The sequence below is a fragment of the Streptomyces sp. NPDC019224 genome, from assembly GCF_040632605.1.
GTDB lineage: Bacteria > Actinomycetota > Actinomycetes > Streptomycetales > Streptomycetaceae > Streptomyces.
Genome location: NZ_JBEYCF010000012.1, coordinates 26,947 through 46,084, shown reverse-complemented (window position 1 = coordinate 46,084; position 19,138 = coordinate 26,947). Strand labels below are relative to the sequence as shown.

Below are 19,138 nucleotides of genomic sequence, written 5' to 3'. Positions count from 1 at the left end.
GCGTGATCCACATGTTCCAGATAGAAGAAGCGACGAACGGCCTATGCTTGAACAGCCGATGTTCGGCCGGCGCCTGCGGGCGCTCCGGCTCCAGCGTGGCCTCTCCCAGGCCGACCTGGCCGGCGATGCCCTCTCCACGGCCTACCTCTCCCGCCTGGAGTCCGGCGCTCGCCCACCCACCGCCAAGTCGGTGAAACACCTCGCCGCGCGACTCGGCGTCGCCGTCACGGAGCTGGAGGACGCGGGCTGCGACCCGCAGTCGGAACTCGTGGCGCGCGCCGTCTCCGCCGGCACCGCCGCCGAGACCGCCGAGCTCATCAGCGAGATCGGCGGCACCGACGCCGTCAAGGACCTCGCCCTGCGGTGGATCGCGCTCTGGACCCGGGCCGGGGTGAGCGGCGAACTCGGCCGCCCCCAGGAGCAGATCGAGGCGCTGGAGGCCCTCGAACCGCTCAGCCGGCGGATCGGCAGCCCGCAACTGGAGGTCCGCACCCTCACAGCCCTCGCCCGATGTCGCCGGAGGTCGGGTGACATCAGCGGAGCCGGTGTCGCCGCGAGCGCCGCGTACACCGTGGCCACCGAACACGGACTGGGCATCCAGGACACCGTGCGGGCCCTACTCGCCCTCATCTCCATCGAGACCGAGGCGGGCAGCCTCACAAGCGCTCGCGCGCACACCGAAGAGCTCGACCACCTCGCGTCCGACGCGCCCGGCACGCTGTCCGTCGAGGCCCTGTGGACCTCCGCGAACGTCCACGTACGCCAGGGCGATCACGCCACCGCCCGTACGCTCCTGGAACAAGCCCTCCAGCGGCTGGACAGCCACCAGGACGTCCACCTCTGGATGAGGCTCCGGCTCGCCGCCGCTTCCCTCTATCTCCAGATGACCCCCCGCCACCCCGACCTGGCCGCCACCTGTCTGGCCGAGGCCGAGCGGGCGCTCCAGCTGCTGGGCGCCGAGCAGCAGCACCAGGAATTCCTGCTGCTGAAAGGCAAGCTGGCCATCCATCGTCGCCACATCGACGAGGCGCGGGAACTCTACCGGCGGCTCGACGGCTCCGTCTCCCGCCTCAACTTCCGCGAGCAGATCCGTCTCGACGTGCTGCACTGCCAGATCCGCATCCTCACCGGCGACCGGGACGGCGGCATCGCCGAGATGGAGGATCTCGCGAAGCAGGCCCAGGACGCGGCCAACCTCGACCTCGCGACGGAGATCTGGCGCGCGCTCGCCGAAGCCCTGGCACACCCGTAGCCCCGCCGCGGAGCGCTTCTCCCCCCGGGGAGCGCTCCGCGGCGGGGCCGGCGGGTGCGTCAGGGCTTCGCCCCGGCCGCCGGTCAGCCATCGGTCAGTCCCGGCGGGCGCCGGTCATGCGCCGATCGGCCCCCTCAGCCGCCGGCCCCCGGCTCACCCACCGGCCGGCCGGTGGGGCGCCGGTCGGCCGCCTCGGGCGCAGGTCACGCGCCGGTCACCCGCCTCAGGCACTGGTCAAACGCCGGCCAACCGCTCAACGGCCTCCACCGTCCTGCCCGCACCGTCCTCCCCCGCCATGCGCTCGGCGCCCTGCGCGGCGGCCTTCGCGCAGTTCCCCTGCCGTACCACCCGGTCCAGAGCCTCGGCGAGCCGTTCGGCGGTGAGGGTACGGAAGGGGATCGGCTCGTCGGCGGCGCCGATGGCGGCGAGCCGGCCGGCCCAGAACGGCTGGTCGGCCGTCACCGGGACGGTCACCGCCGGGACACCGGCGCGCAGTGCGGCGGCCGAGGTGCCGGCCCCTGCGTGGTGGACCACGGCGGCCAGCCTCGGGAACAGCAGGGCGTGGGGTACGTCGCCGACGGTGAGCACGTCGTCGCCGTCGGCGGCGAGCCCGGCGCTGCCGGCCTGGAGGACGCCGCGCAGCCCGGCGCGGCGCAGTGCGCGCACGGCGAGCTCGCTCAGCCGTTCCCCCTCACCGGCCGCCATGCTGCCGAAGCCGATGAGGACGGGCGCGGGTCCGGCGCCCAGGAAGTCCTCCACTTCCCGGGGCAGTTGTTCCTCCGCGCCGTGGTGGGGCCACCAGTTGCCGACCACGTGCAGACCGGGGCGCCAGTCGGCGGGGCGGGGCACCAGGGCGGTGCTGAAGCCGTGCAGGACGGGCCAGTCGGCGCGCTCCTGCCGCCGGCGCGTGTCGGAGGGCGAGGCCGGGGGCAGCCCGAGCCGGTCGCGCAGCGCGGTCACCGCGGGGGCGTAGAGGCGGTCGGTCATCCGCAGGGCGAAGCGCCCGGCGAGACGATTGCCCGGGCGGCCCAGGGAGCGGGAGCCCGTGACGACGGGCGGGAAGTCGCCGGTGGGTGCGGTGGGCTGGAGGTACACGCCGAGGCTCGGGGTGCCCGTGGCTTCGGCGAGGTGCCAGCCCAGCGGGGCCGTCGTCGTCGAGAGCAGCAGCAGGTCCGCGCCGTCGGCCATCGCGTCGGCGAACCCCCGGCCCAGGTCGCCGATGAACGCGGCGGCGGCCCGCATGAGTTCCCGCTTGTCCCCGCCCCCGCCGCCGCCCTTGCGCGGGTCGGCGGGGAGCGCGCGGAACTCCAGCCCGGCCTCGCGGGCCAGGGGCGCGAAGGCGTCCGTGGTGGCGAGGGCGACGTCGTGTCCGGCGGCGCGGAGCGCGGCGCCCAGGCCCGTGTAGGGCGCGACGTCACCGCGCGACCCTGCTGCGGCGATCAGTATTCTCATCGGTCGTCCTCCTCGGCGTCGGTGCGGCGGGCGGCGTTGGCGTGGACGGCCTTGCACAGATAGGCGGCCAGGCCCGGGCGCTGCTGGGACGGCGGTACGACCAGGGCGAAGGCGCGCGGGTCTGCGGCGAAGTCGTCCGCGACGCGCCGGTGCATGCCGGGCGGACAGGCGGTGAACCAGCGCGAGATGTGCAGGCGGTGCTCCTCGGCGAGGTCCATCGCCCGCTCGCCGTCGCTCGCCTCCCCCTCGTCGAAGGCCGACAGCAGCTCGGCGCGCCAGGCCGTGGCCTCGCCCATGAGCTGCCGCCAGTCCTCCTTGGTGTGGGCGGCGGCACGGGCCATCGCCTCGCGCTGTCCCGGTGAGTCCGCCCACTTGAGCGCCGCCTCGGTGGCGTAACTCAGATCGGCGGTGATCTCCCCGAACACCTCGAAGCGCTCCCGCGGAGTCAGCTGGACCCCGGTCCGCTGCACCTCGATCGCCCGCTGGGCCACCTCGGACAGCCGTCGCAGCCTGTCGATCTCCGCCGTCAGCTGCTCCTGCCGGGCCCGCAGATGGTCCAGGGCGTTCGCCTGCGGGTCCTTGAAGATCTCGGCGATCTCGTCGAGCGGAAAACCCAGCTCCCGGTAGAAGAGGATCTGCTGGAGACGGACCAGGTCGGCTTCGCCGTACAGCCGGTACCCGGCCTGGCTGCGGCCGCTGGGCGAGAGCAGTCCCGCCTTGTCGTAGTGGTGCAGCGTGCGCACCGTCACTCCGGCGAAGGCCGCCACCTGCCCCACGGAATAACTCATCCACCTGCCCTTTCGTCGCGACCGATCATCAAGCCTGACGTAAGGGGAGGGTCAAGCCGGGCCGGCCGGTCCGGGCGTCCACCCGTTGAGCCCGGGGGTCCCGGATCGACGGCGAGCCGGCCTACGCCATCGCCGGCGGCTTGCCCGGCGCGAGTCCCCGACGGCGCGCCGGCGCGGGGAGGCCCCGCACTCGCCCCGGCGCCACCGGACGGTCCTTCCCGCGGCGGCCCGTGGCAAGGAGCGCCCGACCGGACCGCTCCGCATGCTGCCGGGGGCGCGGCACCGGACACTCGTACGAAGAGGCCTGCGTATGGCGCGCGGACCGCGGCTGAGGATGTCCGGTCATGCTTGAGGTGCCGCTCTGGTTGTGGGGGGCGTTCGGCGCGACGGTGATCGTGTCGCTGACGGTGGACCTGCTGGCGCACCGTACCGCGCATGTCATCCGGTTCAAGGAGGCCGCCGCTTGGAGCTGTCTCTGGGTGGGCCTCGCCCTGATCTTCGGCGCGGTGGTCTTCCTCGTTCTCGGTACCACCGCCGGCACCGAGTACACGACGGCCTGGCTGCTGGAGAAGAGCCTGTCGGTCGACAACCTCTTCGTCTTCGCGGTGATCTTCACCTACTTCAAGGTGCCTCGCGAATACCAGCACCGCGTGCTGTTCTTCGGCGTCATCGGCGCGCTCCTCTTCCGCGGGATATTCCTCTCCCTCGGCGTGGCCGTGGTCAGCCGCTTCACCGCCGTGCTCTTCGTGTTCGCGGCGGTCCTTTTCTACAGCAGCTACAAATTGCTCAGGGACCAGGAGGAGACCCCCGACCCGGGCAAGAGCTTCGCCGTACGACTGCTTCGCAGGATCATCCCGGTGCGGGAGGAGTACGCCGGGGCGAAGTTCTTCGTCAAGGAGGCCGGCAAAAGGGTGGCGACCCCGCTGCTCGCCGTGGTGGCCGCCATCGAGGCCGCCGACCTGATCTTCGCCGTGGACAGCGTCCCGGCGGTCCTCGCGGTCAGCGATGACGCCTTCATCGTCTACACCAGCAACGCGTTCGCCATTCTCGGCCTGCGGGCCCTGTATTTCATGCTCGCCGGGCTGCTGGACCGCTTCCAGTACCTGAACAAGGGGCTCGCGATCATTCTCGCCTTCATCGGCGTCAAGCTCGTTCTCCAGGCGGGCCACAAGATGATCAGCCCGAGCATTCCGGAAATACACTCGCCCATCAGTCTCGGCGTCATCGTCCTCGTCCTGGCAGGGGCCGTGCTGGCCAGCCTCAGAAAACCCGCCCCGGCGGGGCCCGGAATGCCGAGCGGCGAACAGGGGCACCCGTCCGAGCCCGCCGAGCGTCCCGGCACGGCGGATGAGGCGGATGAGGCGGATGAGGCGGATGAGGCGGATGAGGCGGATGAGGCGGATGAGGCGGATGAGGCGGATGACCGGTAACGAGGCAGTGCACTTCCCGGCACGCCAATATGGGCATACAGTAAAAATATGGTCAAAGTTAAAGGCGAACGAGAAACGTACACGTGTCCGACCTGCAAGCGGCCCGTCCCGACCGCGGTCCACCGCCACAAGAACCTCGGTGTGTTCGTCCCCGTCCGGGGCCCCGGCGCCTGCCAGAACCGCGAATGTCCCGACTTCCGCCTGGACCCCCACCACGAACACCCCGGTCCCCGGTAGCGGTCCGGGCCGGGCGCTGATCGGTGCGTAGGCGCCGGCCGGCGCGCAGCGGCCATGGCGCCGCAGGGGGCCGACGGCGCCGAGCCCATCGATCCGGACCGGCTCAGCGCCGGGGCAACTCTTCCGCCTCAGGGACTTCTCAGGGAGTTCCAGCGCCGCCGGAGGGACTTCGGAGGAACTCTGCGCTGCCTGATGTGGTGAGCCCCTGAAGCCCGGAAAGAACCTCCGCCGCAGGCAGGAGGCCTTTTCGCAGGCGAAGCCGCTGGTGGCGGCAGACGAGTCGGGCTGTACGCCGGGTTCTGTCGCCCGGGCGCCTCGCGGCGGCCGGGGAGACGGCCATCCATCTAGGACCGGCATTGCTGCCGGCCTCGTGCGGTCTACCCGCGAACTCGGGCGGGCAGCCCTCGAGCGTTCGCGCAGGGCCGTCTTGCGGCGGCCCCTCTTGACCTTGCTCCGGGTGGGGTTTACCTAGCCGCCTGGGTCGCCCCAGGCGCTGGTGGTCTCTTACACCACCGTTTCACCCTTACCGGGGACCGAGGTCCCCGGCGGTCTGTTTTCTGTGGCACTGTCCCGCGGGTCACCCCGGGTGGCCGTTAGCCATCACCCTGCCCTGTGGAGCCCGGACGTTCCTCGGGAGGATCCGAGGATCCCCACGCGGCCGTCCGCCCGGCTCGTCTGCCGTGCCGCCCATGCTACCCGGCCGGGCGGAACGCCCGGACAGGACGGGAGGGGCGAACCTGCCGTCGGGGAGGGCGGGGTTCTTCGGGCAGCCTCCGCCGCCTCCCGGCTTCAGACCGTTGTCCCGGAGAACCGCGTCTTTGGGCGGGAGCAAGTGATCACCTGCTCAAGGAGCAGGCGATGCGGTCCTCGTGATCCCCGTCCGGTGGCGGTGTCACGACGGTCTCCCCTCGACCGGCTCCTCCCGGAAGTCTTCCGGCGGTCACAGGCGGCCCGACGCCAGGGCGGTGATGCCCGCCGTCCAGGCTGTGGTGACGGCGTCGGGGGTGGGGAAGCGGCCGTTCAGTTCCATCATGACCATGCCGTGGGCGAAGGCCCAGGCCGCCCGGGCGGTGGCGTCGTCCGGGGCCAGCGCGCGGAAGAGCGGTGCGGTGGCGCGTTCCTCCAGATGCCGGGGGTGGGGGCGGGCGGTGGTGAGGCGGTAGAGGTGGGGGTGGGCCAGGGCGTGGGCGCGGTAGGCGGCGGCCAGGGCCGGGAAGGAGCCCGGGGCGACGGTCTCCGCTGCTTCCAGGGCCTCGGCGGTCTCCGTCAGCATCGCGTCGGCCAGGGCGTTCACCACGGACGACTTGTCCGGGAAGTGCTTGTAGAGGGAGGGGGCCGTGATGCCCAGCCGGCCCGCGAGCCGGCGCATGGTCAGCGCGTCGGGGCCGTCCTGCTCCAGGAGCATGCGGGCGGCGGCCAGGATCTGGTGCTGGCGGGCGCGGTCGGTCACGCCGGTCCTTCCGTCGTACGGGCGCGGGGGCCGAACTCGCGATCGTACGAGATGCCGTCAGGCCGGGACGAACAGGGCCTTCGCCGTGCCCGGGGCTGCCCGGGCGAGGCGGACCCGCAGGCGCTCGCCCAGGGGAAGGGGGGCGGTGCCCTCGAGGCGGGCGACGACCGCCGGATCGTCGATGTGGACGGTGCCGGTGGCCGGTTCGTCGTCCTTCACGTCCACCACGTACCCGTCGAAGACCGCGCCCACCTTGTCCTTGAGCAGCGCCGCCTCGACCAGGTCCACGGACTCCCGCTCCACGGTGTTGGCGCGCCGCGTGCCCTCCGCCATCTCCTTGGGCAGCGCGGGCAGGGCTGCCAGGACCCATTCGGGCGGGTCGCGGTCCTCGCACGCGGCGACGCACAGCTCGGAGGCGTACCGGTCCACGAGGCGGCGCAGGGGCGCCGTGCAGTGCGTGTAGAGGTCGGCCACCGCCGCGTGCACGGCCGGTGCGGGCAGGTCGCCGTGGTCGAAGACCGTGTAGCCCGCGCCGCGCAGCAGGGTGGTGCACTCCTGGAGGAACGCCGCGTGGTCGGCGCGCCCCGGGTCGAGCGAGCGGACGACCCGGGCGTACGGGACGTGGTGCGGCCAGTCGATGCGCAGGGCCTCGGCACAGCGGCGGAGCCGGGCCACCGCGCCGTCGGGCGCGACCGGCAGCGTGCGCAGGACGCCGGTGCCGCTCTCCGTCATCAGGCGGGCCGCCGCCATGCCGGTGAGCAGGGAGATCTGGGCGTTCCAGCCGTCGGCGGGAAGCGGAGCGCGGTATTCCAGGCCGTACGCGCCGTCGCGCTCGGTGATCTCCTGCTCGGGCACGCCGAGCGAGATGCCGCCCCTGGCCACCTCCTGCTCCTCGCGGAGTGTGCCGATGACCCTGAGGAGTGCGAGCGGTTCCTCGGCGGTGCCCGCGTCGATCCGCCGCTGCACACCCGCGTAGTCCAGCTTGGCGCGGCTGCGTACGAGTGCCCTGCGCACGCGGGTCGTCTCCGCCCGGCCCTCCGGGTCCAGGTCGATCTCCCACAGGACGGCGGGGCGGACCCGGCCGGGCAGCAGGCTGGCGGCGTCCTCGGAGAGGACCTCGGGGTGCAGCGGCACCTTGCCGTCGGGGAAGTACAGGGTCGTCGCCCTGCGGTGGGCTTCGGCGTCGAGCGCGCCGCCGGGGCGCACGAACGCGGCGACGTCCGCGATGGCGTAGTGCACGCGGTAGCCGTGGGCGCGGCGTTCCAGGTGCATCGCCTGGTCGAGGTCCGTGGACGTGGGCGGGTCGATCGTGAGGAACGGCATGTCCGTCGCGTCCGCGTGCCCGGCGAGTTCCGGGGTCCGCGCCGCGTCCGCCGCTTCGGCGAGCACGTCGGACGGGAAGTCGTCGGGCAGCGACAGCTCGCTGCGCAGTCCGCGCAGGGCCGCCCGCAGCGGGGTCTCGGCTGCGCCGGTCATGTGCAGATGGCGGCGGGGCATGGACCCGAGCGTAGGGCGGGGCGCGGGTCCCGGCATTCCGAGCGGGGCGGTCCGTGGCGCTCCGCGTGGCCCTGTACGCCTGGGGGCCGCCCCCTCTCTCCCGTTACGCCCGCGTCTTCCCGCCGGCCGGTTCCCGAGGCCCCCGTACGCTGGCCGCGGGGTGTCCGTACGGTCCGCGCGCCGTGCCGGGCCCCCTTTTCCCGTACGTATGAAGGAGATCCGCCGTGCTCGTGCTGTTGCCGCCCTCCGAAGGAAAGGCCGCCTCGGGGCGCGGGGCACCCCTGAAGCCCGAGTCGCTGTCGCTGCCCGGGCTCTCCGGGGCGCGGGCCGCCGTGCTGGACGCCCTGGTGGAGCTGTGCCTGGCCGACGAGGAGAAGGCACGGGAGGTGCTGGGGCTCAGCGAGGGGCTGCGGGGCGAGGTCGCGAAGAACGCGGAGTTGCGGACGGCGGGCACGCGGCCGGCCGGGGAGCTGTACACCGGTGTCCTGTACGACGCGCTCGGCCTCGGCTCCCTCGACGCGGCCGCCCGCCGCCTCGCCGGGAAGTCGCTGCTGGTGTTCTCCGGGTTGTGGGGCGCGGTGCGGGTGGGCGACCGGATTCCTCCCTACCGTTGCTCGATGGGCGTGAAGCTGCCCGGTACCGGTGCCCTCGGCGCGTTCTGGCGTACGCCGATGGCCGAGGTGATGCCCGAGGCGGCGGGGGACGGGCTCGTGCTGGACCTGCGCTCGTCCGCGTACGCGGCGGCGTGGAAGCCGAAGGGGGCGGTCGCGGAGCGCACGGCGAGTGTGCGGGTGCTGCAGTCGCAGATCGTGGACGGGGTGGAGAAGCGGTCGGTGGTCAGCCACTTCAACAAGGCCACCAAGGGCCGGATGGTGCGGGAGCTGCTGCTCGCGGGGGCCCGGCCGGCCGGTCCCGCCGAGCTGGTGGCGGTCCTGCGGGACCTCGGGTACGTCGTCGAGGCCGAGGCGCCCGCCCGTCCGGGGCGGCCGTGGCAGCTCGATGTGGTGGTCACGGAGATCCACTGAGGGCGCGTGGCCCTGTGCGCCGCCGAGGGGGTGCGGCTCACCCCACTCGCGCGGGCGTTGCAGCATATGCAACGCCCGTTGCGCAGTGCGCCTTGGGCGGGGCAGGATGAGCGCATGACCTCCTCCGTGCTGGATCTCGCCCCCGTCGTGCCCGTGGTCGTCCTGGAGGACGCGGCCGACGCGGTGCCGCTCGCCCGGGCCCTGGTCGGGGGCGGGCTTCCGGCGATCGAGGTGACCCTGCGCACCGCCGCCGCCCTGGACGCGATCCGGGCCGTCGCGGCGGAGGTCCCGGACGCGGTGGTCGGGGCCGGCACGGTGATCTCGGCACGCGATGTCGCGGACACCGTGGCGGCGGGGGCCCGGTTCCTGGTGAGTCCCGGGTGGACGGACGCGCTGCTGGACGCGATGAAGGGGTCCGGGCTGCCGTTCCTGCCGGGTGTCTCGACGGCGTCCGAGGTGGTCGCGCTGCTGGAGCGCGGGGTCACCGAGATGAAGTTCTTCCCGGCCGAGGCGGCGGGCGGCACGGCCTGTCTGAAGGCCCTCTCCGCCCCGCTCCCCCAGGCCCGGTTCTGCCCGACGGGCGGGATCTCGGCCGCCTCCGCGCCTTCGTACCTGGCGCTGCCCAACGTCGGCTGCGTGGGCGGGAGCTGGATGGTCCCCCCGGACGCGGTGGCCGGCCGGGACTGGGCGCGGGTGGAGCGTCTCGCCGCCGAGGCGGCGGCGCTGAGGGGCTGAGCGGGGCGGCGGGAGAACCCGTCGTACATCGCCGTGCATGCTCCCCGGCATTCGGGGCACGCCTCTTGTAGGGACGTGACCCGCATGCCGGGCGACCCGGGTTCCGGCCGGTATCCCCCGACCCGCCGGAACCGCCTCGGCCCCATCGGTCTTCCCCCCGACCGGTGGGGCCGAGTGCTGTCCCGGCGCCGTTACCGCAGGTGGGACGTGTCGTTCAGCAGGCGTACGGAGGCGTTGCCGTCCGCGTAGTACGCGACGGCCGAGACGGACGCCGCCGACAGTTCCATCCGGAACAGCGCCTCCCGCGGGGCGCCCAGGGCCAGCCGGACCAGTGTCTTGATCGGCGTGACGTGCGTGACGACGAGGACGGTGCGGCCGGCGTAGCGGGTGACGAGGCGGTCGCGGGCTACCGCCACCCGGCGGGCGACCTCCTCGAAGCTCTCGCCGCCGCCGGTGGGGGCCGCGTCCGGGGAGGCGAGCCAGGCGTCCAGGTCGGCTCCGTACCGCTCCCTGACCTCGGCGAACGTGAGCCCTTCCCAGACTCCGAAGTCCGTCTCGCGCAGCCCGTCCTCGATCCGCACCTCCAGGCCGAGCCGCTCCGCGACCGCGCCGGCCGTCTCGCGGCAGCGGCGCAGCGGTGAGCTGACGATCTCCTGCACCGTGCCCCGGGCGGCGAAGGCGGCCGCCGCCCGGTCGGCCTGTTCGCGGCCGGCGGCGGAGAGCTCGGGATCGGTGCCGCCGCTGCCGGAGAACCGCTTCTGCGGGGTGAGGGCCGTCTCGCCGTGCCGCAGCAGTACGAGTGTGGCGGGCGCGCCCAGGTCGGGGGCCGAACCCCAGCCCACCTGCGGGGTGACGGGGTCGGAGGGCGGCGGGGCGGGGGCGGAGACGGCGGCGGTCGGGGCCGGCGCGGACGGGCCGTGGGGCGCGCCCGGCGTACGGTTCAGCGCCGCCCTGGCCCGGGCCGCGCCGGCCGCCGCGTCGCCGGGCGGGCCCTCCGCCGGGGGCAGCGCGGCGGCCACCGAGGAGCGCGGGGTGTCCAGGGCGGCCGTGGAGGCGGACGGCTCCCACTGGGCCCCGCGCCCGCCGGCGTCCATCGCCTCGTTGGCCAGCCGGTCCGCGTGCTTGTTTTGCGCGCGCGGAATCCACTCGTACGTGACGGACGCCCCCGGCAGCACGCTCGCCGCCTCGGCCGCGAGCGGCTTCATGCCGGGGTGCTTGATCTTCCAGCGGCCCGACATCTGTTCCACGACCAGCTTGGAGTCCATCCGGACGTGCACCCGGACGCCGGCCTCGCCCGTACCGTCCGGGAGCAGCGCCTTCACCGCGCGGAGGCCGGCGACGAGGCCCTTGTACTCGGCGACGTTGTTGGTCGCGACCCCGATGTACTCGGCGGCCTCGGCCAGCGTCTCGCCGGTCTCCGGGTCGATGACGACCGCGCCGTAGCCGGCGGGGCCCGGGTTGCCCCGGGAGCCGCCGTCGGCCTCGACGACGAACCGGCGCGGCCGCTCCACTACAGGCCCGAGTCGGCCGTGCGGACCAGGATGCGGCGGCAGTTCTCGCAGCGCAGCACCGTGTCGGCGGACGCGGCCTTCACGTCGTTGATCTCGGTGATGTTGAGTTCGAGGCGGCAGCCCTCGCAGCGGCGCTGGTAGAGGCGGGCGGCGCCCACCCCGCCCTGCTGGGCGCGGAGCTTGTCGTACAGCTTCAGCAGGTCGGCGGGGACCGAACCGGCCACGACCTCGCGCTCCTTGGCGACCGTGGCGGCCTCCGCGTCGAGCTCCCGGGTCGCGGTGTCGCGGCGGGCGGTGGCGTCGTCGACCTTGGCCTGCACGGCGGTGACCCGGTCGGTCAGCTCGGCGACCCGCTCCTGCGCGGCCTCACGGCGCTCCATGACCTCCAGGACGATGTCCTCCAGGTCGCCCTGGCGCTTGGCGAGCGAGACGATCTCGCGCTGGAGGCTCTCCAGGTCCTTCGGCGAGGTGATCGCGCCGGAGTCCAGGCGCTGCTGGTCGCGGGCGGCACGCTGGCGGACCTGGTCGACGTCCTGCTCCGCCTTGGTCTGCTCGCGGGCGGTGTCGCTCTCCTCCGTCGTGGAGGCGACGAGCAGGTCGCGGAGCTGGGCGAGGTCGGCCGTCAGCGACTCGATCTCGGCGTGCTCGGGCAGGGACTTGCGGCGGTGCGCGAGCTGGGAGAGGCGCTGGTCGAGCGCCTGGACGTCGAGAAGTCGGATCTGGTCGGCGGGCGCGGCGTTCAGTTGGGGGCTCCAGAAGAGTGGTGGGCGGTCCAGGGGTCGGTGACCTGCTTCGAGACGTGGACCCGCAGGCCCCATCCGAGGCGGTCGGAAATCGCGTCGAGCTGTGCCGCGGCCTGCTCGCACCACGGCCACTCGGTGGCCCAGTGTGCGGCATCGACCAGGCCGAGCGGCGAGTGCTGGGTGGCCTCGGAGGCCGGGTGGTGGCGCAGGTCGGCGGTGAGGAAGGCGTCCACGCCGGCGGCGCGCACCGCGTCGAAGAGGCCGTCGCCCGATCCGCCGCTCACCGCGACGGTGCGCACGAGCGCGTCCGGGTCGCCCGCGAGGCGGATGCCCTGCGCGGTGACGGGCAGCCGGCCGGCGGCGCGGGCGGCGAACGCGTCGAGGGTCTCGGGGTGGTCGAGCACGCAGATCCGGCCGAGTCCGCGGCGCCCCGCCGGGTCCGTCGGGTCCGGCACGAGGGGGCGCTCGACGCGCAGGTCGAGGGCGGCGGCCAGGGCGTCGGAGACACCGGGGTCGGCGGTGTCGGCGTTGGTGTGGGCGACGTGCAGCGCGATGCCGTGCCGGATGAGCGTGTGCACGACGCGGCCCTTGAAGGTGTTCGCCGCGACCGTGGTCGTACCGCGCAGATAGAGCGGGTGGTGGGTCACGACCAGGTGCGCGCCCAGTTCCTTCGCCTCGTCGGCGATCTCCTGTACGGGGTCGACGGCGAAGAGCACCCGGTGGACCTCGGCGTCCGGATCACCGCAGACGGTGCCGACCGCGTCCCATCCTTCGGCCCGCTCGGGCGGCCAGAGGGCGTCGAGCTCGGAGATGACATCAGACAGACGGGGCACGGAGGAAAGGCTACCTGCCCGCCGCGCCCCCGGAAGCCCCGGGAACGGGCCGCCCGGCGGCGGTCCCTCGCGAAGCACACCCGCTCCCGGCACCACAGCGGAATCCGGCCATCACCATCCTTATGTGTGAAGTGCGGGGGGTCGTGTTGTCCGGCTGGAAGTGCGAAAACTAGCTTCGGTCGCCGGAGGTGATGAGTCGATGACTGCCTGTGCCATCGAGGACGGGGCCGCACTCGCGGACGGCTCCGCCCAGGGGGACGGCTCCGCCGGGGCGAGCGGAACCGGGGAATCGGCGGAACCGGAGCCCGAGCCGGAGTCAGGGCCGGGGCGTACGGAGCCGGGCGATCCCGTGCCGGCCGCGGCTGCCGCCGCCGCCCCGGAGACCACCCGCACGGAAGCGGCCCTCGCGGAGACCGTGCTCATGGAGCCCCTCGGAACGCAGACCGCCCGCACGGAAGCGGCCCTCGCGGAGACCGTGCTCATGGAGCCCGTAGGAGCGGAGACCCTCCGTACGGAGAGCGTCTCCGCTCCTGCCGAAACGGTCCTGCAGCCCTTCGCGCTCACCGCCGACGGCGCGTACGGCGCCCGGCTCACGGCCGCCCCGGTGACCGGCGGGACGGGCGGCGCCGGCACCGCCTGGTACGCCGAGCGCTGGACGCTCGACGGCCCCGAGCCGTACGCCGTGCCGCTGCCCACCGATCAGCCGGAGGAGGCGGAGGCGCAGGTGTCGCCGCTGGCCGACGGGCGGGTGCTGATCCGGCGCCGGGTCGCGGAGCTGCACACCTTCTCGCTGCTCTATCCGACCGGCCCCGGGACCGGCGAGCTGCTGCTCGGGGCCGTCGAGCGCGAGGCCCTGACCCTGCTGCCGCCCTCGCCGGACGGCGTGAGCGCGTACGCCCTGTCGCTCGGTGAGTACTCCACGGAGCTGTGGCGGGTGACGGGCGGGGCGGCCGGGCCCGAGCACATCGCGGACCTGCCGGGCCGCTGCTCCGGCGGAGTCTGGCTGGACCGGGCCGGCCGGCTGCTCGCCCTGGACCGGGAGCCGGCCGGGGGCGGGCCGGTGAAGACGGTCGTGGTGGACCTGGGGCGGGGCGCCGAGATGACGCCGCTGCTCCAGATCGCCCCGGACAGCGCCGACCGGCTGCTGCTCGCCGACCCGGACAGCGGGCTGCTGCTGATCCGCTCGGACGCGCCCGGGCACGACCGGCTCGGCTGGGGCGTGCTCGGCAGCTGCCTGCCGGTGCGCTTTCCGGAATGCCTGCGCCTGCCGGACCGCACGGTGGCACCGTTCGCCGTGCAGCCGGGGCAGACGCTGATGCCGGAGAGCTGCGCGGTGGCCCTGCGGATCGACGGAGCCGCGGGCAGCTGGGTCGGCCTCTGGCGCCCGTCGGGCCGCCGGCTGCATCAGCTCGCGGCGCCCGGGGGCTGGCTCGCGGGCAGCGGGGTCTGGTCCCGGGACGGGGTACTGAAACTTCCGTACGCGGACGGGGACACGGCGTGCGCGGTGGCCCTGCTGGAGATGCCGGAGGAGGTGGAACCGGCGGGCGGGGGAAGCGGTACGCAACCTTCCGCGGCCCCGGGGCCTCCTTCTGTGTGTACCCCGGTCCCTCTGGGGCAGGCGCCCCTCATGGGGCGCCCCGCCCCTGACTAAGCTGGGACGGGGCTCACGCGACCGTGCTTCCCGGTCACCGACCGTGGCCTTTCCCGGAGGGCGGCGGCGTGACGCCCCGGTCGGCACACACGTAAGCGATCACAACGGGGTGACTTCCCACATGTCTGAGGCCCACACCGACACGACCCGCACGTACCCGCCGGGGGCGGACGCGCAGCGGGCCGAAGCCGGCGGCTCCGGAAAGCACCGAGGGGGTGTGGCGACGGAGGACTCGGTGGACCGGCCGGCCGGCCGCCACCGCCGTCCCGTCGGGGAAAACGGCGCGGCGGCGGCCTGACCGCCGTCCGCCGGAAAATCGAGAAGGGGGAAGCGGTGCCCCCGCGGTCCGCGGCATGGTCGCGGACCGCGGGGGCACCGCTCTGTCCGGCGGTCGGCCGTGTCCCGGTCCGGGCGCCCCGTACGACGCGGCGCCCGGAAGCCGGCACGGAAGTCGAGGGAACGTCACTTCACCGGATTCTCCGGGCTGTTGCGGCATCCCGTCCGCGTAGGCGATGACAAATGTCATGGCGGACCGCGTACACATGCCTCTGCCGTGCCGCGCTCACGCTCCGTAACGTCGTAGGCATGACGCAGACAAGGGACGACGAGGCCGCGGTGGTGTTCACCGGGGCTGTGAAGACCTTCGGGCGGGCCGGGCGGAGCGTACGGGCCGTCGACGGGATCGACCTGAGGATCGGCCGCGGCGAGACCGTGGCCCTGCTCGGCCGCAACGGGGCGGGCAAGTCCTCCACCATCTCGCTGCTGCTCGGGCTGAACGAGCCGGACGAGGGCACCGTGCGGGTTCTGGGCCGCTCCCCCGGGCAGGCGGTACGGGCGGGCCTCGTCGGCGCCATGCTCCAGGAGGGGCAGCCGATACCCAGGGTGACCGTGCGGGAGCTGGTCTCCTTCGTCGCCTCCACCTACCCGCGGCCGCTGCCGGTCGCGGAGGCGCTGGTCCTGGCGGGGGTGACGGAGTACGCGGACCGGCGCGTCGACAAGCTCTCGGGCGGCCAGCTCCAGCGCGTACGGTTCGCCGTCGCGCTGGCCGGCAATCCCGAGCTGATCGTGCTGGACGAGCCGACCGCCGCGCTGGACGTGGCGGGGCGGCGCGCGTTCTGGGACTCCATGCGGGCCTACGCCCGGCGCGGCAACACCGTGCTCTTCTCCACGCACTACCTGGAGGAGGCCGACGAGAACGCCGACCGGATCGTCGTCATCGACCGGGGCCGGATCGTCGCGGACGGCAGCGGCGAGGAGGTCAAGGACGCGGCCGGGCACAGCCAGGTCTCCTTCGACCTCGCGGGCCGGTCCACCGAGGGCCTGGACCGGCTGCCCGGGGTCGTCACCGTCGAGGTGACCGGGGACCGCGCCCTGCTGCACACCGACGACTCGGACGCGACCGTCGTGGAGCTGGCCCGGCTCGGCCTGGTCCGCGGCCTCCAGGTCTCCCGGGCCACGCTGGAGACCGCCTTCCTCGCGCTCACCGCCCCCGGGGAGACCACGCTCCGCGACACCGCCCCCGGGGACGCGCCGCCCGGTGGCGGCGCACGCGGAAACGCCACGCCCAGGACCGAGAAGGAGACCGTCTGATGTTCCGTTACATCCTGCTCGAGATGCGCCGCACGCTGCGCGACGGCAGCTTCCTGATCTTCGGCACGGGGATGCCGGTGATGATGTATCTGATCTTCACCAACATCGGTTCCGACGACAGCGCCGACGGCTGGAAGACCGCGTCCATGGTCGGCATGGCCGCGTACGGGGCGCTCGGCTCGGCCATGTCGATCGGCATGGGCGTAGCATCCGACAAGTCCCTCGGCTGGCTCCAGCAGTTGAGGATCACCCCGCTCTCCCCCACGCACGCGGTGGTGGGCCGGGCCATCAGCGGTTCGGTGACCGTGCTGCCGGTGATCCTGACCGTGCTGTCGGCCGGCGCCCTGGTCAACGGGGTGCGGATGGCGGGCTGGCAGTGGGCGGTGCTGGTACTGCTGCTGTGGGCGGGCGCGTCGCCCTTCACCCTGCTCGGCCTGGGCAACGGATACCGGCTCACTCCGCAGGGCACCGGCGTCGTCAACCTCGCCTGCCTGATGGGCTTCGGCGTCCTCGGCGGGCTGTGGTTCCCGCTGGAGACGCTGCCCGAGTGGCTGCGCTCGGTCGGCCGGTTCACCCCCGCCAACCGGTTCGCCGACCTGGGGTGGGCGACGACCGGCGGGCACGCGCCGGGCGGGACGACGCTGGGCGTGCTCGCCGGGTGGCTCCTGCTGTTCGGCGCCTACGCGGTGATCTCGTACCGTCGGTCCGCCAGAACCGTGTGACAGGAGCGAACATGCCGCGGAACGGAGAAACGTCGCGCCGGGAACGCCGGCGGACGCGGAGGGAGCGCCGCAGGCCCGGCCCGCCGTCGCCCTACACCCTGCTGCCCTGGCTGCTGATGGGCCTGGGCTCCTTCTCGAACCTCTTCCAGGGCGAGACACCCAACCCCTGGATCGGTGGCCTCGGCCTGCTGGCCTTCAACTCGCTCTACATCTCGGTGGTGTTCCGCGGCTTCGTCAAGGAGAAGCGCGAGAGCCCGGTGACGTACGTGCTGCTGGGCTCGCTGGCCGTGGTCACCTTCGCCATGACCATCGGTTACGGCGACAGCTGGCTGCTGTTCTTCCCGCTGCTGTCGCTGGCCGCCGGCACGGTCCTGCGCCACCGCCTGCTGGTGGTCGGGCTGCTGGGACTCGCGGTGGCCGCGTGCGCGATCGCGCTCTGGCGCGGGGACAGCGCCTCGCCGCCGTGGACGCTGGGCTACGGGACGTTCATCTCCGGGGCGGTGACGTCGGCGATCCTCAGGCTGGCCGAGACCGTGACCGAACTGCACTCCACCCGGCAGGAGTTGGCCCGGGCCGCCGTCGATCGGGAGCGGCTGCGCTTCTCGCGCGACCTGCACGACCTGCTGGGCCACACGCTGTCGGTCGTGGTGGTGAAGTCGGAGGCCGCGCGCCGGCTCGCCCCGCACGACATGGACGCGGCGCTCTCCCAGGTCGCCGACATCGAGTCCGTCGGGCGCCAGGCGCTCACCGAGATCCGCGAGGCCGTCACCGGCTACCGCGAGGGGAGCCTCGCCACCGAGCTGGACCGGGCCAGGTCCGCGCTGACCGCCGCCGGGATCGAACCGGTCGTCCGGCGCTCCGGGCCGCCGCTCGCCCCGCAGGCCGAGGCGCTGCTGGGCTGGGTGGTGCGGGAGGCCGTCACCAACGTCGTACGCCACTCCACGGCGACGCGCTGCGTGTTCGAGGTCGACGGAACGGGCGAGAAGGTCCGGCTCACGGTGACCGACGACGGCCGGGACGGGCCGGCGGGCCCCGCGCCCACGCCGGGCATCGGCGGCACCGGCCTGAGGGGGCTCACCGAACGGCTTGCCGCGGCGGGCGGTTCCCTGGTGGCGGGCCCCGGCACGGAGAGCGGCTTCGTGGTCACCGCCGAACTCCCGGTGGACGTGGGCGGCGAGGAGGACGGCGACGCGGCGGCCCCGCCCGGCGCCGGGGCAGGCCCGGTCTGCTCGCCTACCCTGGGCCGGTGAACGAGATGCCACAGGAGCACCCTCCGGCCACGTCCGTACGCGTTCTGCTCGCCGAGGACCAGGGGATGATGCGCGGCGCGCTCGCCCTGCTGCTCGGACTCGAGCCGGACATCGAGGTGGTGGCCCAGGTCGGCGCGGGCGACGAGATCGTGGCGGCGGCGCTGAGGTCCCGGCCGGATGTGGCGCTGCTGGACATCGAACTGCCGGGGCGCAGCGGCCTGGACGCGGCCGCCGACCTGCGCGAGGAGGTCCCGGACTGCCGGGTGCTGATCCTGACCACCTTCGGGCGGCCCGGCTATCTGCGCCGGGCGATGGAGGCCGGGGCGGCGGGCTTCCTGGTGAAGGACGGCCCGGTCGAGGAACTGGCGGAGGCGATCCGCCGGGTGCTGGCCGGGGAGACGGTCGTCGATCCGGCGCTGGCCGCCGCCGCGCTGAGTGCCGGGCCGAGCCCGCTGACCGCGCGCGAGCGGGACGCGCTGGTGGCCTCGGCGGACGGGGCGACGGTCGCCGACATCGCGGCCAAGCTGCATCTGTCGGAATCGACGGTCCGCAACTACCTTTCGTCGGCGATCGGCAAGACGGGCACGCGCAACCGCATGGAGGCGGTCCGCGCGGCCCGGCAGCAGGGCTGGCTCTGACCGCACACCGCTTCGTCCGCACCGTCACCGGGAGCCGGCCCGGCCGGCTCCGCCGCGCCCCCGCCTCGACCCAACAGCGCAGGAAGGGCGCCAGGGTGACGCGTCGTCAGCCGGACGTCGTACGCGGGTGTCGCGCGCCCGCGCACGGCTGTGCGGGCGTCGACGAGGGCGGCCAGTGTGCCGGCGGGGTGTCGCGCGCCCGCGCACGGCCGTGCGCGGTTCGCACCCCGTGCACCGGAATACGCCGTAGCCGAAGAAGGTTCACCCTGCACAGACTTGGCGGTCGGCGCTGCCCGCGGCGCGGGCCGCGCGACCGCTCGCCCCACCCCTCACC

General features: G+C 73.9%; 17 protein-coding genes and 1 other RNA gene. 10 read left to right on the top strand and 8 right to left on the bottom strand.

Annotation, left to right across the window (positions count from 1 at the left end):
• Positions 1-43 precede the first annotated feature (43 nt).
• Positions 44-1,252: a helix-turn-helix domain-containing protein gene (locus ABZ564_RS10450; protein WP_360852738.1), complete on the top strand. Its 1,209-nt coding sequence runs from the start codon at positions 44-46 to the stop codon at positions 1,250-1,252.
• 234 nt (positions 1,253-1,486) lie between these two features.
• Here the strand turns inward: ABZ564_RS10450 and ABZ564_RS10445 are convergent, their stop codons facing one another.
• Positions 1,487-2,704, bottom strand: coding sequence for a glycosyltransferase (locus ABZ564_RS10445; RefSeq protein WP_360852735.1), 1,218 nt, complete (start codon positions 2,702-2,704; stop codon positions 1,487-1,489).
• Positions 2,701-3,492 carry a MerR family transcriptional regulator gene (locus tag ABZ564_RS10440; protein WP_360852732.1) on the bottom strand — a complete coding sequence of 264 codons (792 nt, stop codon included), beginning with the start codon at positions 3,490-3,492 and terminating at the stop codon, positions 2,701-2,703. Before ABZ564_RS10440 ends, ABZ564_RS10445 begins: the two co-directional genes overlap by 4 nt.
• Before the next feature lie 344 nt (positions 3,493-3,836).
• On the opposite strand from ABZ564_RS10440, the gene ABZ564_RS10435 reads away from it, so the two are divergent.
• Positions 3,837-4,922 carry a TerC family protein gene (locus tag ABZ564_RS10435; RefSeq protein ID WP_360852729.1) on the top strand — a complete coding sequence of 362 codons (1,086 nt, stop codon included), beginning with the start codon at positions 3,837-3,839 and terminating at the stop codon, positions 4,920-4,922.
• A gap of 509 nt (positions 4,923-5,431) precedes the next feature.
• On the opposite strand, the gene rnpB is transcribed toward ABZ564_RS10435, so the two are convergent.
• The 3 genes from rnpB to ABZ564_RS10420 all read right to left on the bottom strand — a co-directional run bounded on the left by rnpB (position 5,432) and on the right by ABZ564_RS10420 (position 8,085).
• Positions 5,432-5,833, bottom strand: an RNA gene (rnpB, locus tag ABZ564_RS10430) — RNase P RNA component class A.
• Positions 5,834-6,099: 266 nt separating this feature from the next.
• A complete protein-coding gene (locus tag ABZ564_RS10425; protein ID WP_360852726.1) occupies positions 6,100-6,609 on the bottom strand; it encodes a helix-turn-helix domain-containing protein in 510 nt (169 codons plus the stop codon).
• A gap of 57 nt (positions 6,610-6,666) precedes the next feature.
• Entirely contained in the window at positions 6,667-8,085 is a 1,419-nt protein-coding gene (locus ABZ564_RS10420; RefSeq protein WP_360853017.1) for an RNB domain-containing ribonuclease, read from the bottom strand.
• Between the two features lie 245 nt (positions 8,086-8,330).
• On the opposite strand from ABZ564_RS10420, the gene yaaA reads away from it, so the two are divergent.
• Positions 8,331-9,131 (top strand): peroxide stress protein YaaA, encoded by an 801-nt coding sequence (yaaA, locus tag ABZ564_RS10415; protein WP_360852723.1) that lies wholly within the window; start codon positions 8,331-8,333, stop codon positions 9,129-9,131.
• Between the two features lie 114 nt (positions 9,132-9,245).
• Positions 9,246-9,866, top strand: coding sequence for a bifunctional 4-hydroxy-2-oxoglutarate aldolase/2-dehydro-3-deoxy-phosphogluconate aldolase (eda, locus tag ABZ564_RS10410; protein ID WP_360852720.1), 621 nt, complete (start codon positions 9,246-9,248; stop codon positions 9,864-9,866).
• Positions 9,867-10,057: 191 nt separating this feature from the next.
• Here eda and ABZ564_RS10405 read toward each other — a convergent pair whose 3' ends face one another.
• Genes ABZ564_RS10405 through ABZ564_RS10395 form a run of 3 tightly spaced genes read right to left on the bottom strand, consistent with a single transcriptional unit; the run spans position 10,058 to position 12,953 of the window.
• The gene (locus tag ABZ564_RS10405) at positions 10,058-11,377 is read right to left on the bottom strand and encodes a bifunctional RNase H/acid phosphatase (RefSeq protein WP_360852717.1); all 1,320 of its coding nucleotides are present in this window, start codon (positions 11,375-11,377) and stop codon (positions 10,058-10,060) included.
• Positions 11,377-12,120: a C4-type zinc ribbon domain-containing protein gene (locus ABZ564_RS10400; RefSeq protein WP_360853014.1), complete on the bottom strand. Its 744-nt coding sequence runs from the start codon at positions 12,118-12,120 to the stop codon at positions 11,377-11,379. Before ABZ564_RS10400 ends, ABZ564_RS10405 begins: the two co-directional genes overlap by 1 nt.
• Complete coding sequence (locus ABZ564_RS10395; protein WP_360852714.1) at positions 12,117-12,953, bottom strand: Nif3-like dinuclear metal center hexameric protein; 837 nt, start codon at positions 12,951-12,953, stop codon at positions 12,117-12,119. Before ABZ564_RS10395 ends, ABZ564_RS10400 begins: the two co-directional genes overlap by 4 nt.
• A gap of 199 nt (positions 12,954-13,152) precedes the next feature.
• On the opposite strand from ABZ564_RS10395, the gene ABZ564_RS10390 reads away from it, so the two are divergent.
• The 6 genes from ABZ564_RS10390 to ABZ564_RS10365 all read left to right on the top strand — a co-directional run bounded on the left by ABZ564_RS10390 (position 13,153) and on the right by ABZ564_RS10365 (position 18,804).
• Positions 13,153-14,604 carry a hypothetical protein gene (locus ABZ564_RS10390; RefSeq protein WP_360852711.1) on the top strand — a complete coding sequence of 484 codons (1,452 nt, stop codon included), beginning with the start codon at positions 13,153-13,155 and terminating at the stop codon, positions 14,602-14,604.
• Positions 14,605-14,725: 121 nt separating this feature from the next.
• A complete protein-coding gene (locus ABZ564_RS10385; RefSeq protein ID WP_360852708.1) occupies positions 14,726-14,902 on the top strand; it encodes a hypothetical protein in 177 nt (58 codons plus the stop codon).
• A gap of 317 nt (positions 14,903-15,219) precedes the next feature.
• A complete protein-coding gene (locus tag ABZ564_RS10380) occupies positions 15,220-16,194 on the top strand; it encodes an ABC transporter ATP-binding protein (RefSeq protein WP_360853011.1) in 975 nt (324 codons plus the stop codon).
• Positions 16,194-16,916 carry an ABC transporter permease gene (locus tag ABZ564_RS10375; RefSeq protein WP_360852705.1) on the top strand — a complete coding sequence of 241 codons (723 nt, stop codon included), beginning with the start codon at positions 16,194-16,196 and terminating at the stop codon, positions 16,914-16,916. Before ABZ564_RS10380 ends, ABZ564_RS10375 begins: the two co-directional genes overlap by 1 nt.
• 11 nt (positions 16,917-16,927) lie before the next feature.
• Complete coding sequence (locus ABZ564_RS10370) at positions 16,928-18,166, top strand: sensor histidine kinase (protein WP_360852702.1); 1,239 nt, start codon at positions 16,928-16,930, stop codon at positions 18,164-18,166.
• A gap of 5 nt (positions 18,167-18,171) precedes the next feature.
• Positions 18,172-18,804, top strand: a complete 633-nt coding sequence (locus ABZ564_RS10365) for a response regulator transcription factor (RefSeq protein WP_360853008.1) — start codon at positions 18,172-18,174, stop codon at positions 18,802-18,804.
• The last annotated feature ends 334 nt before the right edge of the window (positions 18,805-19,138 follow it).

What these genes read in the sequence shown, in the direction of transcription:
- ABZ564_RS10450 (WP_360852738.1), top strand. Translation starts at nt 44, where the DNA reads ATGCTTGAACAGCCGATGTTCGGCCGGCGCCTGCGGGCGCTCCGGCTC.
- ABZ564_RS10445 (WP_360852735.1), bottom strand. Translation starts at nt 2,704, where the DNA reads ATGAGAATACTGATCGCCGCAGCAGGGTCGCGCGGTGACGTCGCGCCC.
- ABZ564_RS10440 (WP_360852732.1), bottom strand. Translation starts at nt 3,492, where the DNA reads ATGAGTTATTCCGTGGGGCAGGTGGCGGCCTTCGCCGGAGTGACGGTG.
- ABZ564_RS10435 (WP_360852729.1), top strand. Translation starts at nt 3,837, where the DNA reads ATGCTTGAGGTGCCGCTCTGGTTGTGGGGGGCGTTCGGCGCGACGGTG.
- ABZ564_RS10420 (WP_360853017.1), bottom strand. Translation starts at nt 8,085, where the DNA reads ATGACCGGCGCAGCCGAGACCCCGCTGCGGGCGGCCCTGCGCGGACTG.
- eda (WP_360852720.1), top strand. Translation starts at nt 9,246, where the DNA reads ATGACCTCCTCCGTGCTGGATCTCGCCCCCGTCGTGCCCGTGGTCGTC.
- ABZ564_RS10390 (WP_360852711.1), top strand. Translation starts at nt 13,153, where the DNA reads ATGACTGCCTGTGCCATCGAGGACGGGGCCGCACTCGCGGACGGCTCC.
- ABZ564_RS10385 (WP_360852708.1), top strand. Translation starts at nt 14,726, where the DNA reads ATGTCTGAGGCCCACACCGACACGACCCGCACGTACCCGCCGGGGGCG.
- ABZ564_RS10375 (WP_360852705.1), top strand. Translation starts at nt 16,194, where the DNA reads ATGTTCCGTTACATCCTGCTCGAGATGCGCCGCACGCTGCGCGACGGC.
- ABZ564_RS10370 (WP_360852702.1), top strand. Translation starts at nt 16,928, where the DNA reads ATGCCGCGGAACGGAGAAACGTCGCGCCGGGAACGCCGGCGGACGCGG.
- ABZ564_RS10365 (WP_360853008.1), top strand. Translation starts at nt 18,172, where the DNA reads ATGCCACAGGAGCACCCTCCGGCCACGTCCGTACGCGTTCTGCTCGCC.